General features: G+C 73.0%; 15 protein-coding genes. 7 read left to right on the top strand and 8 right to left on the bottom strand.

What is annotated here, in order from left to right:
• Nucleotides 1-1,507 precede the first annotated feature (1,507 nt).
• Complete coding sequence (locus B7K23_RS00595) at nt 1,508-2,842, top strand: DUF5719 family protein (RefSeq protein ID WP_084124208.1); 1,335 nt, start codon at nt 1,508-1,510, stop codon at nt 2,840-2,842.
• 5 nt (nt 2,843-2,847) lie between these two features.
• Here the strand turns inward: B7K23_RS00595 and B7K23_RS00590 are convergent, their stop codons facing one another.
• Nucleotides 2,848-3,246 carry a metallopeptidase family protein gene (locus B7K23_RS00590; RefSeq protein WP_084124206.1) on the bottom strand — a complete coding sequence of 133 codons (399 nt, stop codon included), beginning with the start codon at nt 3,244-3,246 and terminating at the stop codon, nt 2,848-2,850.
• A gap of 111 nt (nt 3,247-3,357) precedes the next feature.
• On the opposite strand from B7K23_RS00590, the gene B7K23_RS00585 reads away from it, so the two are divergent.
• The 3 genes from B7K23_RS00585 to B7K23_RS00575 are packed head-to-tail and all read left to right on the top strand — an operon-like array spanning nt 3,358 to nt 6,098.
• Nucleotides 3,358-3,714: a DUF3499 domain-containing protein gene (locus B7K23_RS00585; protein WP_084124204.1), complete on the top strand. Its 357-nt coding sequence runs from the start codon at nt 3,358-3,360 to the stop codon at nt 3,712-3,714.
• Between the two features lie 48 nt (nt 3,715-3,762).
• Nucleotides 3,763-5,175 (top strand): phosphomannomutase/phosphoglucomutase, encoded by a 1,413-nt coding sequence (locus B7K23_RS00580; RefSeq protein ID WP_084124202.1) that lies wholly within the window; start codon nt 3,763-3,765, stop codon nt 5,173-5,175.
• Nucleotides 5,175-6,098: a cation diffusion facilitator family transporter gene (locus B7K23_RS00575; protein WP_084124200.1), complete on the top strand. Its 924-nt coding sequence runs from the start codon at nt 5,175-5,177 to the stop codon at nt 6,096-6,098. The genes B7K23_RS00580 and B7K23_RS00575 overlap by 1 nt, the downstream gene beginning before the upstream one ends.
• 82 nt (nt 6,099-6,180) lie before the next feature.
• Here B7K23_RS00575 and B7K23_RS00570 read toward each other — a convergent pair whose 3' ends face one another.
• On the bottom strand, nt 6,181-6,546 hold the full coding sequence (locus B7K23_RS00570) for a response regulator transcription factor (RefSeq protein ID WP_084124198.1): 366 nt from the start codon (nt 6,544-6,546) through the stop codon (nt 6,181-6,183).
• 99 nt (nt 6,547-6,645) lie between these two features.
• Here B7K23_RS00570 and B7K23_RS00565 point away from each other — a divergent pair, with 99 nt between their 5' ends.
• Together B7K23_RS00565 and B7K23_RS00560 are read left to right on the top strand one after the other, a co-directional pair.
• Nucleotides 6,646-8,652 (top strand): ATP-binding protein, encoded by a 2,007-nt coding sequence (locus B7K23_RS00565; RefSeq protein WP_084124195.1) that lies wholly within the window; start codon nt 6,646-6,648, stop codon nt 8,650-8,652.
• A 91-nt stretch (nt 8,653-8,743) separates the two neighbouring features.
• Nucleotides 8,744-8,926 carry a hypothetical protein gene (locus B7K23_RS00560; protein WP_084124193.1) on the top strand — a complete coding sequence of 61 codons (183 nt, stop codon included), beginning with the start codon at nt 8,744-8,746 and terminating at the stop codon, nt 8,924-8,926.
• Between the two features lie 5 nt (nt 8,927-8,931).
• On the opposite strand, the gene B7K23_RS00555 is transcribed toward B7K23_RS00560, so the two are convergent.
• Nucleotides 8,932-9,753 (bottom strand): RDD family protein, encoded by an 822-nt coding sequence (locus B7K23_RS00555; RefSeq protein WP_084124191.1) that lies wholly within the window; start codon nt 9,751-9,753, stop codon nt 8,932-8,934.
• Between the two features lie 55 nt (nt 9,754-9,808).
• Between B7K23_RS00555 and B7K23_RS00550 the strand changes: the two genes are divergently transcribed.
• On the top strand, nt 9,809-10,804 hold the full coding sequence (locus tag B7K23_RS00550) for a stage II sporulation protein M (protein ID WP_084124189.1): 996 nt from the start codon (nt 9,809-9,811) through the stop codon (nt 10,802-10,804).
• Here B7K23_RS00550 and B7K23_RS00545 read toward each other — a convergent pair whose 3' ends face one another.
• From B7K23_RS00545 to B7K23_RS00525, 5 genes are read right to left on the bottom strand one after another with little or no spacing between them, the layout of a single operon-like run.
• Nucleotides 10,805-12,097 carry a DUF58 domain-containing protein gene (locus B7K23_RS00545; RefSeq protein WP_084124187.1) on the bottom strand — a complete coding sequence of 431 codons (1,293 nt, stop codon included), beginning with the start codon at nt 12,095-12,097 and terminating at the stop codon, nt 10,805-10,807.
• Nucleotides 12,097-13,083 (bottom strand): MoxR family ATPase, encoded by a 987-nt coding sequence (locus B7K23_RS00540; protein ID WP_307174915.1) that lies wholly within the window; start codon nt 13,081-13,083, stop codon nt 12,097-12,099. Before B7K23_RS00540 ends, B7K23_RS00545 begins: the two co-directional genes overlap by 1 nt.
• Entirely contained in the window at nt 13,080-14,282 is a 1,203-nt protein-coding gene (locus B7K23_RS00535) for a DUF4350 domain-containing protein (RefSeq protein WP_084124183.1), read from the bottom strand. Before B7K23_RS00535 ends, B7K23_RS00540 begins: the two co-directional genes overlap by 4 nt.
• Nucleotides 14,279-14,935 (bottom strand): DUF4129 domain-containing protein, encoded by a 657-nt coding sequence (locus B7K23_RS00530; protein WP_084124181.1) that lies wholly within the window; start codon nt 14,933-14,935, stop codon nt 14,279-14,281. The genes B7K23_RS00535 and B7K23_RS00530 overlap by 4 nt, the downstream gene beginning before the upstream one ends.
• Nucleotides 14,932-16,161: a glycerophosphoryl diester phosphodiesterase membrane domain-containing protein gene (locus tag B7K23_RS00525; RefSeq protein ID WP_159451248.1), complete on the bottom strand. Its 1,230-nt coding sequence runs from the start codon at nt 16,159-16,161 to the stop codon at nt 14,932-14,934. Before B7K23_RS00525 ends, B7K23_RS00530 begins: the two co-directional genes overlap by 4 nt.
• Between the last annotated feature and the right edge of the window lie 14 nt (nt 16,162-16,175).

The following is a 16,175-nucleotide window of genomic DNA, read 5'->3' as shown; positions in this document are numbered from 1 at the left end:
CGCCCAGCGCCTCCGCGGGAGCCGCCTTCTCGGCCGCGGTCGCGGTCGCGGCCGCCCCCGTCCTGCTGGCGCCGCTCCTGCTCGTGGTGATCGTCGCCGGCGCGTTCGCGCGCGGAGCCCGTCTCCGCACCTGGAGCGTCGCGATCCCGGCGCTCGTCGTGTCGGGACCCGCGATCGTCGCGGCCGTGAGCCGCGGGACGTGGGGCGATGCGGCGCGCATCCTCGCGCGCGACGTGGGCCCGGCAGGAGAGTCGACGGTCCTGTCGCCATGGACCCTTCTGCTGGGCGGTGTCTCGGGTGACCTGTCGGCCGCGGGGCTGGGCGACGCGGCGGACGGAGACCTCGGCGCGGTGAGCGCCTACCTCGCTGTCGTCGTGGGCGTGTGCGTGCTCGGGGCCGCCGCGCTCGCGCTGGTCTCCCTGCGGACCGCGTGGGCGGTGCGTGCGCTGACCGTCGTCGCGGCCCTGGGCCTCGGAGCCGCGATCGTGTCTCAGCGGACGCCGGTCGGCTCGATCGACGGCGTCGGTGGGGAGATCACCGCAGGCTGGCCCGGAGCAGGCTCGTCCCTCATGGCGCTCGGCCTGATCATCGCCGCGGCTGCCGCATCGTCCGGTGCCTGGCAGACGGGGCAGCGGTCGAGGAGGCTCGCGTGGCGCCGCACCGGCTACGCGGTCGCGCTCGGCGCGGTCGCGCTCGTGCTCGCGGGTCACGTGGCGGCCCTCACGGTCTCCGAGCCGTCGGCCACCGCCGCGACGTCTTCGGTGACGAGGGTGCTGCCGCTCGCCACGGCACTGGACCAGGAGTCCGCCTCCCGTCAGCGCGCGCTCGTGCTCGACTCGGATGACGACGGGACGATCCGGTACACCGTGCTCGCCACGGACGGCACCGTGCGCGTGCTCGGCGCGGCCGAGCGTGACGCGCACGGCGTGCCCCTCAGCGGCCCGTCAGCCGACGGCGTGGCCTCCCCCGCCGACCTGGCGCAGGCCGTCGCGCTGCTCGCGGGCGGTGCGGACGGTGCTGCCGTGACCCTCGCGCAGTGGGGCATCGGCATCGTCGTGGTCGCCCCCGGCGACGACGGGCTCGTCTCCGCGCTCACGCAGGTGGATGACATCGTCGCGATCGGCGCGAGCGACTACGGCACCCCCTACCGCGTCGTCCGCGCGGACGGCACGCAGGCGTCGCGCGCGTGGCTCGAGCAGGGCGACGCGACGGTCACCGTGCCCATGTCCGATGCGTCCGGCGCGCTCGAGGTCGACGCTCAGGACGGGACGGTCGTCCTCGCCGAGTCGGAGGATGCGGGCTGGCACGCCACGCTCGACGGCGTCGCGCTCGCGAGGGTGGATGACGCGTCGGGTCGGAACGCCTGGGCGATCGACGGATCCGGAACGCTGCGGATCAGCTATGAGGACCCCGAGCACGCCACGTGGCTGTGGGCCGCGGCGATCGTGTGCGGCTGGGTGCTGCTGTCCTCCGTCCCGCTGCACCGCTCTCGCGGAAGGGAGTCCTCATGACTCGCAGCCGACTCGTCGCCGCCCTGACGGGGCTCGCCGCCGCCGGGCTCCTGCTCGGGGCGGCCTTCGCCGGCACCGCCGTGGGATCAGCGTCGCCCGTCGCCGCGGAGGCGACCTCGATCACCGTGACGCCCGCGATGCAGCCCGCCGCGTGCGCGGGGGAGCTGGCAGTGCCCGTGGGCTCGATCGAGGGGGACGACTTCTCCTCCGACCCCACCGAGCGCTCGCGAGAGATCTTCGGCGGCGACGCCGAGGACGACGACGCCGAGGTGGTGGAGGGGCTGTTCGGGGCCTCGATCGAGCGCGTGTCCGACGGCGACATCGCGGGATACGCCGCGCTCGCGTGCGCCACCCCGGCGACGACGCAATGGCTCGTCGGCGGGTCCACGGCGCTCGGCTCGTCGGCGCGGCTCGTGCTCGTCAACCCCACGCAGTCGAACGTCGAGGCGACGGTCACCCTGTACAGCGGCTCGGGGCGAATCGACGCGCAGCACGTCGTCGCGGTCGGGGCGGGCGGTGTCGAGGACGTGCTGCTCGAGGCGATCCAGGACGGCATCGAGGCCACCGCGGTGCGCGTCGATGCGACTGGGGCCGGCATCGTCGCCGCGATCCAGGACTCGGCGCTCGACGGCCTGCAGCCCGCGGGCACCGACTGGATCGCGTCCGTCACCGAGCTCGGCACCTCGCTCGTCGTGCCGCTGGTCGGTGCGCGTGGACTCGACTCCTCTGCGGTGCTGCGGCTCGTGGCTCCCGAGGGTGGGACGGTGTCGCTGTCGCTCGCGAACGCGGACGGCGAGGTCGCATGGTCCGGTGTCGCCGAGGTCGAGCTCGAGCCGGGGGTGGTCACCGAGGTGACGGTCCCAGACACGGCGGGAGGGTCGGTGGCGATCGAGTCGGACTCGCCCGTCGCGGCCGCCGCTGAGATCACGGTGTCGCGCGCGTCCGAGATCGGCGAGGAGGGCTCGGTCGCGTACGACCGGACCTGGGTGGCAGCGGAGCAGCAGCCGGCGGCCACCGGTTCCACGCAGGACCAGGGCGTCTACTGGCCGGGCGAGGAGGGCGTGCTGGTCGCGTACACGCCGAGCGCCACGACGCTCACGGTGCTGGACGATGCGGGGGAGCAGGTGACCGAGGTGCAGACCTCCGCCGGCGCGCTCACGCGCCTCAGGGTCGCGAGCGTCGAGGCCGGCACGAGGCTCACCCTGCAGGGCAGGGCGGCGTGGGGGGTGCAGATCGTCGGCGAGGAGGGCTTCATCGCCTCGATGCGCGTGCTTCCCGCGACGATCCTCGACACTGAGCTGTCGGTCGTCGACGCTCCGTACGTCCCCTGAGGCGGTCAGCCTCCGAAGTCGGGGTCGACGTCCTCCGGGGCGCAGCCCAGGAGATGCGCGAGCTGCTCGGCGACCACGTCGCGCACGAGCAAGGGCAGCTCCGTGCCCTCGGCCCGCTCCTCGCATGGCCTTCGGTAGACCACGACGCGCGCCGGCTGTCCCATGTCCTCGGGGAAGAGCCTGCCGAGCGGGACGCCCTCCTCCCACGGGCTAGGGTCGGACGGCGGTACGTCCTCCACGCCGAACTCGACCCGGCCCCATCGGCTGCCCCAGCGCGGCTCGAGCCTCTCCGCGGCCTCGACGACGAGCGCGTCGAAGCGCTCGCCCCGGCTGCGATGGCCCGGCAGGGAGGCGGGGATCACAGGGGCGCGAAGCCCCCTTCCGTGACGGTCGCGGCGTGCCATGCGAGAGACCCTACGCCCGGCGAGCCGTCGAGGGTCGGCGGCGCCCGGGCCGGTCGCCTTCGGCGTGCCTCGCCCAGGCGTGACCCGGACGGAGGTACCGTCCCTTCCGTGATGGCCTCCCGACAGTGCTCCAAGACGGGCTGCACGCGGTCCGCCGCGGCGACGCTGACGTACGTCTACGCCGACTCGACCGTGGTCGTGGGACAGCTCTCCGCCTCGGCCGAGCCTCACAGCTACGACCTGTGCGCGGATCATGCGAGCCGGTTCACGGCGCCGCGCGGCTGGGACGTCGTGCACATCCAGCAGGACTACGTGGATCCGGGCCCGTCTCCCGACGACCTCGACGCGCTCGCGCGCGCTGTGCGCGAGGCAGGGGCACCGCCGCGCCCGGCACCTGCGATCCCGGTGGCACCGCCGTCGTCCGAGCCCCGTCGCGGCCACCTGAGAGTTGTCTCGTCAGATATTTGACCCACGCCCGCAATGCCGCCGTCATCGTTGACCGCTAGCCTGGGCGCCATGACCGATCTGAGTGGACTCATCAAGTCATACGACGTTCGAGGCATCGTGGGGGAGCAGCTGACGGAGGAGATCGCGCACGCGATCGGCGCCGCATTCGCAGACACCATCGTGCTTCCTGAGGGGGAGGGGACGGTGGCCATCGGCCACGACATGCGCGACTCGGGGCCCGGCCTGGTCGACGCCGTCGTCGCGGGGCTCACGGACCGCGGCGTGAACGTGGTCCGCATCGGCCTGTGCAGCACCGACGGCCTCTACCACGCGACCGGCGCGCTGAACATGCCCGGCGTCATGGTCACGGCGAGCCACAACCCGGCCGCCTACAACGGGATGAAGATGTGCCGCTCGCGCGCCCGCGCCGTGGGCGAGAACACGGGCCTGGGGCTCGTACGCGAGCTCGCTACGACCTATGTCGACGAGGGCGTGCCGGTCGCCGAGGCTCGCGGGACGGTGTCCGAGCGCGACATGATCCGCGAGTACGGAGAGTTCCTGCGCTCGCTCGTGCCGCTCGAGTCGATCCGCCCCCTCAAGGTCGTGGTCGACGCGGGCAACGCGATGGCCGGGTACACCGTGCCGTCGGTGCTCGGCTCCGAGGCAGGCCTGCCCGCGCTGCCGCTCGAGATCGAGCCGCTGTACTTCGAGCTTGACGGCACGTTCCCCAACCACGAGCCCAACCCGCTCGAGGAGGAGAACCTGCGCGACCTGCAGGCGGCGGTGGTGAAGCACGGCGCCGACCTCGGGCTCGCGTTCGACGGCGACGCGGACCGCTGCTTCGTGGTCGACGAGAAGGGCGCCGTGGTGCGCGCCTCGGCTATCACCGCGCTCGTCGGGCTGCGCGAGGCGGCCCGCGTGCGGGCCTCCGGAGAGACCGCCACGGTGATCCACAACGTGATCTCGTCGCGGGCCGTGCCCGAGCTGCTCGGCGCCGACGGCATCACCACGGTGCGCTCGCGCGTGGGCCACAGCTTCATCAAGGCGCTCATGGCGGAGAACGACGCGGTGTTCGGCGGCGAGCACAGCGCCCACTTCTACTTCCGGGACTTCTTCTACGCCGACTCGGGCATGCTCGCGGCCCTGCACGTCATGGCGGCGCTCGGCTCGCAGGACGGCCCGCTGAGCGCGATGCTCGCCGACTTCGACCCCTACACCGCGTCGGGCGAGATCAACTCGACGGTCCCCGACGTGAAGGCCGCGGTCGCGCGCATCCGCGCCGCCTTCGACGGGCGCGACGGGGTGACGCTCGACGAGATGGACGGCCTCACGGTCGAGCACTGGGACTCCGAGCCCCGCTGGTGGTTCAACGTCCGTCCGTCGGGCACCGAGCCCCTGCTGCGGCTCAACGTCGAGGCCGCGGACGCCGCGACCATGGAGCAGGTGCGCGACGAGGCGCTCGCAGTCATCAGGCAGGCCTAGTGTCCGCCGAAGGGGGCACGAAGGCGATCGTCGCCGCACTCAGCGCCAACCTCGGCATCGGCGTCACCAAGTTCGCCGCGTGGGGCCTCACGGGAGCGTCATCGATGCTCGCCGAGGCGATCCACTCGGTCGCCGACTCCGGAAATCAGCTCCTGCTCCTCATCGGCGGACGCAAGGCCCGCAAGGAGGCGACGCCCGAGCATCCGTTCGGCTACTCGCGCTACCGCTACTACTTCGCCTTCCTCGTGGCCGTCGTGCTGTTCACCCTCGGTGGCCTGTTCGCGCTCTACGAGGCGTGGCACAAGTTCCAGCACCCCGAGCCGATCGAGTCCTGGAAGTGGGTGCCGATCGTCGTCCTGCTCATCGCGATCGCGCTCGAGGGGATGAGCTTCCGGACCGCGATGAAGGAGTCCAACAAGATCCGCGGCAACGTGGGCTGGGCGAAGTTCATCCAGCGCTCGCGTTCCCCCGAGCTGCCCGTGATCCTGCTCGAGGACTTCGGTGCGCTCGTGGGCCTGGTCTTCGCGCTGTTCGGCGTCTCCATGACGCTCATCACCGGCAATGGGCTGTGGGACGCCGCCGGCACCGCGATGATCGGCCTCCTGCTCGTGTGCATCGCGCTCGTGCTTGCGCGCGAGACCCGCGAGATGCTGCTGGGCGAGTCAGCGACGCCCGAGGATGTCGACAGGATCCGCGCGGGGCTCGGGGAGGCCGGCTACACCGACATCATCCACCTGCGCACGATGCACCTCGGCCCGGACGACGTGCTCGTCACGGTCAAGGTGGGCGTCGACCCTGGGCGCAGCATCGAGGAGATCGCGGCGCAGACCGATGACGCCGAGCGGCGGATCCGCGAGAAGGTGCCCGCGGCACGGCTCATCTTCGTGGAGCCCGACGTCCGCCACGTCGAGCCGCCCGCCTGAGGCGCTCGCCGCCGGGTGAGCGGCCGAGCCGCTCCTCCCGCCGAGGTGCGGGCCTCTGGCGGTGCAGCGCCGTGAGGAGCGCTCAGCGCGCGAGCAGCGCCTCGACCTGCGCCGCGAGCTCGCGCGGCGAGAAGGGCTTCTGCACGTACTCGTCGGCCCCTGAGGAGTACGCGCGCTCGAGGTCGGCCTCCTGCGCCTTCGCGGTGAGCAGGAGGATCCGCGTGGCCGAGATCGACGCGTCGTTCCTCACCTCGACGCACACGTCGAGCCCGTTCATGCGGGGCATCATCCAGTCGAGCACGACCAGGTCGGGGTGAGAGCGCCTGATCGCCTCGAGGCCCGCGACGCCGTCGACCTCGACCGCGATGTCGTGGCCCGCCGCGCGGAGCTTGTGGCTCACGAGCAGGGCGATGTCCGGGTCGTCGTCGACGATGAGGATCGAGGCCATCTGATCTCCTCGGGGTGAGACGGAGAGTTGTCCCGGGCGTGCTCCCGGTGCCATGCTCCACTGTACGCAAGGCCTCGTAGCAGGCCGGGAGGTGGAGCCATGCCGTTGCCCTCGTTCGACGAGCGGTCGCGACCGGCGACGCGCGCCGCGGCCTCCGCGATCGCGCTCGCCGCGACCTTCGTGCTGGCCTGGGGCACCGTGGAGCTCGCGGGGCGTGGCGGCGACACCTCCCCGTGGTGGCCCGCGGCGGGCACCTCGGTGCTCGCGGTCCTCGCGGTGCGCCGCCGCTGGATGCCCGTCGCCGCTGTCGGGGTCGCGCTGGTCTCCGCGGCCTCCAACTTCGTCGCGGGGCGCCCGCTGGACCTGTCCTTCGCGTTCGGACTCGCGAACGCGATCGAGGCGCTCGTGGTCGCGATGCTGCTGTGCCCGTCGGACAGGCCGCCGCGGCTGATCTCGACGCGGGAGGTCACCCGGCTCGTCATCGCCACGCTCGCGGGCGCGGCTGCGGTCGCGGTCGCGGTGGGCCTCGTGGTCCATCTGCTGGGCACGGATGCCGCGCTCGCGACCGCGGGGGCGGTGTTCTCGAGCCACGGCTCGGCGGTGCTCGCGATCGTGCCGCTCGCGCTCACGTGGAACGATCACGCACGTGCCAGAGGCGGGTTCGCGCGGTGGCTTCAGCCCCTCACGCTCGCGCTGGTCGTCGGCATCGTGTTCTTCCCCGGGATGAGCCTTCCCCTGTCGTTCCTGCCCATGCCCGTGCTGCTGTGGGGCGCGTACGTGTTCCCTCTGCGCGGCGTGGCGGCGCAGCTCGTGCTGACGGCGACCGCGGCGACGACGCTCACGATCCTGGGCGGCGGACCGTTCGCCGGAGCGGGCTGGAGCGCCGTGCAGACCTCGTGGGCCGTGCAGAGCTTCCTCGTCGTGTATGCCGGGACGGTGCTGTACTTCGCGGCGGCGCGGCGCGAGACGCTGTCGGTCGCCGAGGACCTGCTGGTGCGCGAGCAGCTCCTGCGCGGCGGCCTCGTGGACTCCCAGGTCGGCATGCTGATCCTCGAGGAGGACCGCGGGGGAGATCCGCGGGTGCGCAACGCGAACTGGCGTGCGGTGAACCTCCTCGGACCAGGCGTCGCGGCGGCGCCGCGTGGTCAGGAGCCGGAGGTGCTTCCCGAGGACACGCGAGGCGTGCAGGTCCTCCGCGCGGCGATCGCCCGCGCGAAGGACGATCTGGAGGGCGAGAGCGTCACCGAGGTCGAGCTGGGCGATGGCAGGCGCGTGGAGATCCTCGTCACGCGCGTCCCTCGCGACGGAGGGCGGGTGCTGCTCACGGTCCAGGTGCTCGATGTCTCGGAGCGCGTACACGCCGCCCAGGCGCTTGCGCACGCGCTCGCCGACGAGCGCAACGCCGCCTTGCAGCTGCGCGAGGTGGCGCGGCAGAAGGACGAGTTCGTGTCAGCCGTGAGCCATGAGCTCCGGACCCCGATCACGAGCATCATCGGGTTCGCCGAGCTGCTCGAGGACGAGCCCTCGCTCGACGACGAGGCGCACGCGCACCTGTCGGTGATCACCCGCAACGCCGACAGGCTCGGGCGGCTCGTGGAGGACCTGCTCGCGCTCGGCGCGGGCAGCCGCGAGAGCGCGCAGCCCTGCGACGTCAGGGATGCTGTGGCCGGTGTGCTCGAGGACATGGGGCCCAACGCCCAGGACCGGATGGTCGCGCTGCGTGAGCACATGCCCTTCGGTGTCGAGGTGCTCATCCCGCCGAGCGATCTGGTGCGCATCCTCACCAACCTGATCGGCAACGCGGTCAAGTTCACGCCACCCGGCGGCGAGGTCGCCGTCGCGGCGAGGTTCGACGCCGCGCAGGTCACGATCGAGATCGTGGACAACGGTCCCGGCATCGCCCCGGAGGACCTCGACAAGGTCTTCGAGCGCTTCTATCGAGCCAAGGGCACCGCCGAGGGCGTGCCAGGCGTCGGGCTCGGACTGGCGCTGGTCCGGCAGCTCGTCTCGCGGGCCGGGGGCGCGGTCGCGCTCGGCTCCGACGGGCGCTCCGGAACGGTCGCGAGGGTGACGCTCCCCCGCGTCCAGGAGGCCGGCGAGGGCTAGTTCGTGCGCGGGCCGAGAGGAGCGGACCGGCTCGCCCCGCGGAACCCCCGGTATCGGCCTAACCTGGCGGCAGAGGGGAAGGTGAGACGCCATGGCCGACAACAGCGGCGCGGCAGCGTCGGGAGGCGCGATCTACGGCATCGGGATCTTCGGAGGCATCGTCTACTACTGGACGGTCGCGGACGGGTTCTGGGAGCACGTGGGAGCGATCTTCCAGGGGATCTTCTGGCCCGCGTTCATGGTCTACGAGGGCTTCCAGGCGCTCGGGGCGTAGGACGGCTACCGCACCTCGGGGACACCGTGGGGCAGCCGGTGCACCGCGTCCGAGATCTCGGCGTCGAGGCGCCTGTGCTCGACGCCGCGCGCGTACTCACGGTCGCGCCGGATGACGAGCGCGGCCGCGATGAGCTGCTCGGGATGCGTGCCCTCGGGCGGCGGGGGTGAGACGTAGGACGCGACGCGCGCGCCCAGCTCCGCGCCGTGCTGCGCGCGCGACGCGGGGTTGAGCTTCGCGGCACGGGAGAGGAACTGGCGCGCCGTGAGCGCGAGACCGTCGGGCATGCGACGGACGTCGGCGGTGACCGACCACGCCGCGAGGGCTGCGGGCATCACGAGCGGCGCATGCGGCGACTTGGCGGCCCGCTCCTTGAGCGCGTAGGTGCCCGCGAGAATGTCGCCGACGCGCTTGGCGCGCTTCGTCACGAGCGCAGAGATGAGGGCGACGCCGCCCGCGGTCATCCACAGGTCGAAGAAGCCGAGCAGTCCGCGCACGAAGGCCTGGCGGAAGGCGATCGGACCGCCGTCGTCGCGCACGATGCGCACGCCCGTCGCGAGCTTGCCGAGCGAGCGGCCGCGCGTGGCCGTCTCGACCGCGATGGGGAGGCCGATGAACACCGCGAGCGCGTGCACGAGCACCGCCGCGCTCATCGCCGCGAGGTCGAGCGAGTCAGGCAGGATCTCTGCCAACAGCAGGAAGCTCCCGACGTACACCGTGCCGATCGCGACCGCGTCGATGAGTGCGCCGGCGGTGCGCAGGCCGATGCTCGCCGGCGCCGTCTCCAGGATGACGCCCTCGCCGATGAGCGTGGTGTCGTCGTCCATGGGTCTCCCTGTGAGTGCGCGTGGTCCGAGGTGCCGTCTGTGGCATCGTAGCCGCATGGATCTCGATGCGTTCCAGGCACTCCACGAGGAGCGATGGCAGCGGCTCAAGGCGCTGTCCAAGCGCTCGCGGCTGTCCGGCGCCGAGGCCGACGAGCTCGCGCGGCTGTACCAGACCACCGCCTCCGACCTCGCGCGGGTGCGCTCCTCCGCCCCCGACCCGGCGCTCGTGTCCCGGCTGTCCGTGCTGCTCGCCTCGGCGCGCGCGACGCTGTCGGGGGCGCGGCCGCCGCTGCATCGCGAGGCGGCGCGCTTCATGGTCCTTTCGATGCCCGCCGCGCTGTACCGGATCCGCTGGTGGACCGTGGCGGTGATGGCGACCTTCCTGATCGTGTCCGTCGCGACGGGCGTGCACTACGCGACGCATCCGGACCTCATGACGAACCTCGGCACCTACGACGAGCGCCAGCAGTACGCCGAGGAGGCGTTCGCGTCGTACTACTCGGAGCACCCGTCGACCTCGTTCTTCGCGCAGGTGTGGACGAACAACGCGTGGGTCGCCGCGATGTCCGTCGCGGGAGGCTTCACCGGCGTCTTCACGGTGTACGTGCAGTTCCAGAATGCGGTCGGCGTCGGCACCGCGGGCGCCATCATGCACGAGTTCGGCTACCTCGGCGAGTTCTTCCAGCTCATCACGCCGCACGGTCTCCTCGAGCTCACGGCCGTGTGGGTCGCGGGTGCGGCGGGCCTCAGGATCTTCTGGACGATGCTGGTGCCGGGGCCGCGCACGCGCATGCGTGCGCTCGCGGAGGAGGGACGCGCGATGTTCGGGGTGGTCCTGGGCCTCGTGCTCGTGCTTCTCGTGTCGGGCCTCGTCGAGGGCTACGTGACCGGGTCCGCGCTGCCGTGGGGCCTCAAGATCGCGATCGGCGTCGCGGTGCTCGCGGGCTTCTGGACGATGGTGCTCACGCTCGGCAGGCGTGCGGTCGCCATGGGGGAGACGGGCGACGTCTCGGCGGACCTCAGGGAGGACGCCGCCCCGGTCGCTGCGTGATCAGAGCCGACCGGCGGCCTTGAGCGACAGGTAGGCGTCGGCGATCGCGGGGGCGATGCCCTCGGGGTCCGCGGAGACGACCTCGACCCCGCGTCGACGCAGGCGCTCGGCGACCGCCTCGCGCTCGAGCTCGAAGCGGGTGGCCGCCGCGGCGGTGTAGATCTCGGACACGTCGCCGCGCGCCTGCACGAGCTCACCGATCTCGGGATCGTCGACCGCGCCGATCAGCACCTGGTGATCCCGCGCGAGCGGGGCGAGCGCGCGCAGCAGCCCCGAGTCCACCGAGCCGGGGCCCACATCGGTGAGGAGGACGACGAGCGCGCGCTGGCCGAGCATCTCGCGGACGACGCCCGCCGCCCCGGTCCAGTCGGGCTCGAGCAGGCGCGGCTCGAGGGGGGCTAGGCGATCCGCGAGCGTCGACATCAGGCCCGCGCCCGACACCCCCGAGATCCGCGCGCGCGTCGTGCGGTCGTAGGCGACGACGTGGACGCGGTCCCCCGCCTTGGAGGCGAGGGCGGACAGCAGCAGGGTCGCCTCGATCGTCGCGTCGAGACGGGGCGTGTCGCCGATGCGGGCGGCGGCCGAGCGTGCGGTGTCGACGAGGATCAGCACCTGACGGTCGCGCTCGGGGCGCCACGTGCGGACGACGACCTCGTTGCGCCGGGCGGTGGCCCGCCAGTCGATCGCGCGCACGTCGTCGCCAATGACGTACTCGCGCAGCGAGTCGAACTCGGATCCGGGCCCTCGCTGCTGGACGGCGGATCGGCCATCGAGCTCGCGCAGCCGGGCGAGCCGCGACGGCAGGTGCTTGCGCGACGCGAACTCGGGGAGCACGCGGAGCGTCGCGGGGAGCTGGAGGGTGAGCTGGCGGCCCGCGAGGGTGAGGGGTCCGAGCAGCCGCAGCGTCACGGGGCCCGCGCTGCGATCTCCGCGCCGCGTGGGGAGCATCGGGGTGCGCAGCCGCACGCCGTCCCCCGGCGCGAGGTCGAGTCGATGGCGGGCGGGATCCGCGCCCGCGGAGGGCTGCCAGGCGTCGCGGGCCCAGCCGCGCACGCGCCGCGTGCCGAGGTTGCGCACGAGCAGCGTCGTGGACGTCGGCTCGGTGAGGCGCACCGAGGCGGGCGTCTCGCGCCGCGTCGCGATCGTGCGGGGCGAGGGTGCCGCGATGACGTCGACCGCGACCGCGAGGGCGACGACCGCGAGCCACATCACCGCGGGCAAGGCTGAGGAGGTCGCGACAGCGACGGGGACCCCGAGGGCGGTCAGCGCGACCGCCCGCCACGTGAGGAACATCAGCGCGGGACGGGGACCGACGCGAGCACGGACTCGAGGACGCTCGCGGCCGTGACGCCCTCGAGCTCCGCCTCGGCGGTCAGCTGCAGGCGGTGCACGAGCGTCGGGTGGGCGAGCGCCTTGACGTCGTCCGGGGTGACGAAGTCCCTGCCCTGCATCCAGGCCCACGCGCGCGACGTCGCGAGCAGCGCCGTCGCGCCGCGCGGCGACACCCCGAGCGAGGTCGAGGCGGCGTCCCTGGTCGCGCGGCACACGTCCACGAGGTAGCCGATGACCTCGGGGGAGACCTCGACCTTCGCGACCTCGGCGCGGGCCGCCTCGAGGTCATCGAGACCGGCCACCGGGACGATGCCGGCGGCGGCGAGGTCACGCGGGTTGAAGCCCGCCGCGTGCCGGGTGAGCACCTCTGCCTCGACCTCGCGCGGGGGCAGCGGGAGGACGAGCTTGAGCAGGAAGCGGTCCAGTTGGGCCTCGGGCAGCGGGTAGGTGCCCTCGTACTCCACGGGGTTCTGGGTCGCGATGACGAGGAACGGGTCGGGCAGCGTGTGGGGCTCCCCGTCGACCGTGACCTGGCGCTCCTCCATCGCCTCGAGCAGCGCGGACTGCGTCTTCGGCGGGGTGCGGTTGATCTCGTCCCCCAGCATGAGGTTCGTGAACACGGGGCCCTCGCGGAAGGAGAAGCGCGAGGACTGCGCGTCGTACACGAGCGAGCCCGTGATGTCGCCGGGCATCAGGTCGGGCGTGAACTGCACGCGCTTGGTGTCGAGCGCGAGCGAGGCCGCGAGCGAGCGCACGAGCAGCGTCTTCGCGACGCCAGGGACGCCCTCGAGCAGAACATGGCCTCGGCACAGCAGCGCGATGATCAGACCGGTGATCGCGGCGTCCTGCCCGACGACCGCCTTGCCGACCTCGCCGCGCACCTTGGCGAGCGTGCCGACGAGGTCGGAGGGACGGGGGGCGGGAGCGGCATCAGGGGTGGTGGTCACGATGCGGATACCTCACTTTCCAGAGCGTCGAGGGCGGCCACGAGCCGCGTGAGCGCGGCATCGTCGGCCGGAGGGGGGCCGTACAGCAGGGAGTCGATCTCGGCGTCGTCGCGACGCGTGTGCTGCGCGATCGCCGCGACGACGGCCGCGCGGGGCGCGGAACGGGACAGCGAGAGTCGCGCGGCGAGCCTCGAGGCGGCGCCTGCGCGCAGCGCGGCGGCGGCATGCCCGCGCGCACGGCCCCGCCGGTACAGGCGGCCGCGTCCGCGCGTGGCCTCGGAGGCCCGCACCACGACGGGGAGGGGTTCGGTCACGAGCGGCCCCATGCGGCGCCCCTGCTGGAGCGCGGCGACGAGCGCGACCAGGAGCAGCGCGACGCCCCCGGCGATGAGCGAGGCGGGCGCGGCGGGGGTGAGCTCGGAGGTCTCCACCTGGTCGGCCGCGAGCAGCGTCTCGTCGTCGGTGCCGACGTACCAGATGAGCCGGGTGTCGTGGCCCAGCACGCCGAGCGTGAGGGCAGCTGCGCCGTCCGTGACGAGCGCCGCGTTGGTGAACAGAGAGCCGTCGGCGATCACGTGGACGGGCCTCGCGCCGTCCCGGTCGATCTCCACGTAGGCCGCAGCGTCGTCCACGGTGAAGCATGCGTTCGCGGACGTGCCCGCGGCCAGAGCGTACGCGGCACGCACGCCCGTGAGGCTGCCCGCGCGCACCGCGGCGGGCGCCGCGCAGTCGGCCGGGACCGCGCCGTCAGCGGTGGCGGGGACAGTCGCCGACAGTCCCGGCTCGATGCCGGACAGCGCGTAGGTCGCGGGCTCGATCCAGACGACGTCCCCGGGGTGCTCCCCGATGGACGCGATCTGGTCCTCGTCGAGATAGGTGAACGACGCGATCGCGAGCGTGCCCGAGCCGTCGAGGCGACGATAAGCCTCGGCGAGCGTCGCCACCTCCTCGACATCGACGCCCTGGTCGCGCAGGATCTGCGCCACCGCGCGCGCCCCGTCGTCGCCGGTGTTGTCGATCGACAGCGGCGTGGAGTTCGTCGAGGGCTGCGCGAGCGTCGTGACGATCACACCGATCACGACGATCGACACCACGATCGTCGCCCAGCGGATCCGCGCCCATCGCTCGCTCGCGACGGCCGCGGCGGTGGATCCGTCGCCGAGGGTCCACCCCGAGGGCGCGGCGATGGTCCGGCTCACGCGGGCACCTGCCCCGGCATGCGCGCCGGGGCGACCGCGTCGGCGGCGGTCCGCATCGCGTCGTAGTCGGCGCGCGTCGCGACCGCGTCGGAGTAGCACAGCGCGTCGAAGCGGCGGGCCGCGTCCGTGAGGACGACGCCCGTGCCCGACAGTGCGCCGGCGATGTCGACGGCGGCCTCGTGCGCGGTGCGGCCGTCGCGGGGGTCGATCACGGTGCGCTCCTCTGCGCCGCGCACGAGCGCACGGAACGCGTCGAGGCACGCGTCGTGCCAGCGCGAGGCGTCGGCGGCGGCCCGGGCGGCGGCATCGAGCTCGGCCGCGGTGCGACCGTCAGCCTCGAGCACGACCGCGGACTCCCTGCGGCGCGAGACGAGGAGCGGTCGCGCGATCAGCCACGCGACGAGCAGCACCGCCGCGAGCGCGAGGACCGCGAGCAGGTAGCCCACGGGGGCGAGCGAGCCGCCGTCCGCGCCGCCGAAGATGCGGGCGATCAGGTCCGACAGCGCCTGCGCGAGCCAGTCCACGAGCGAGGCGCTCTCGCGGTACTCGGCCCTCGCGAGCTCCTCCTCGGCCCAGCGGCGCGCCTCCTCGGCCTCTGGCTCGACCGGCACGGCGCCGACGACGGTGTTCCACGCGTGGATGGGGAGCGTCATGCGCCCCAGCCTGCGGCCGCGGCCCGCTCCTGCACGCTCTTCGAGAGCACCAGATCGAAGGCCTCCTGGCGCATCCGCTGATCCGTGTACAGGCCCGCGGTCACGCCGCCGAGGTACGCGACCGAGATGAGCACACCGAGGAACGACATGAGGGCCATGACCACGACGTACAGGATGACGGCCGCGCTCGACGAGGTGTACATCGCGAGCGGCAGGATCACGGCGGCGGGGATGGTGATCACCTGCTGGATGATCGAGGTGATGAGCGTCGCGACCAGCAGGACCGCGAGGATCATCCAGAAGCGGCCCTTGGTCAGCTCCCACGAGCGCTTCATCGCGGAGATCGGCCCGCGGCGCTCGAGCACGACCGCGGGGACGGCGAGGGCGAGCTTGATGGTCACCCATGCGATGAGGACGAGCGCGCCGAGCACCCCGAGGACGAGCACCAGGATGCCGAGCCCGGTGTCGACGACGAAGCCGCCGGCGATCACGATGCCGACGACTGCCACGATCAGCGAGTAGCCGAGGGTGAGGAGGAGCGATTGCGCGAGGAGGGCCGGCAGCGCCTTCACGCCGCGCTGCAGCGCCTCGCCGGGAGAGATCCGCTCGCCGAGCACCGAGCGGGAGAACGACAGCGACGTCACGCCCGTCGAGATCAGGAGCACGAGAGCGCCGAGGAACGAGCCCAGCATCAGCAGGGCGATGTCCAGGTTGCTCGCACCGAAGGTGCCGTCCGACAGATAGGCGGCGTCCGCGTCGGAGATCGCCAGCAGCGAGCCGTAGTAGCCGAAGCCGAGGCCGTACATGAGGATCATCGACGCGAGCGAGACGAGCGCGTTGACGCCGACCATGACCTTGGGGTTGTGGCGGATCGCCTTGAGGGGGCCGTCGAGCAGCTCGCCGAACGTCAGGGGCCGCAGGGGGATGATCCCGGGGCGCAGCATCGCGGCCGCGTCGAGGGGCGCGGCGTACGCACCGGCGTGCTGCTGCGCGGGAGCGGTGGGCATCGACGCGCCGGCGCCCGGGCCGACGGGAGCGGGGCTCGAGCCGGCCGCACCCGGTGGTGTCGGGGCGGGCGGGAACACCTGGGACGGGCCCGCGGGCGTCGAGCCCTCCTCTGTGGGCGGGGGAGCCGCGCCGAATCCCGACGGCGGCACGAACACCGGCCGGTCCTCGCCCTCGCGCGGTGCCTGGGCCCCGGCGGATCCGTCCCTGCTGTCGCTCACGTGGTTCCTCCCTC

Source organism: Demequina sp. NBRC 110054, from assembly GCF_002090115.1.
Classification (GTDB): domain Bacteria; phylum Actinomycetota; class Actinomycetes; order Actinomycetales; family Demequinaceae; genus Demequina.
This window is presented reverse-complemented; position numbering and strand designations above follow the sequence as displayed.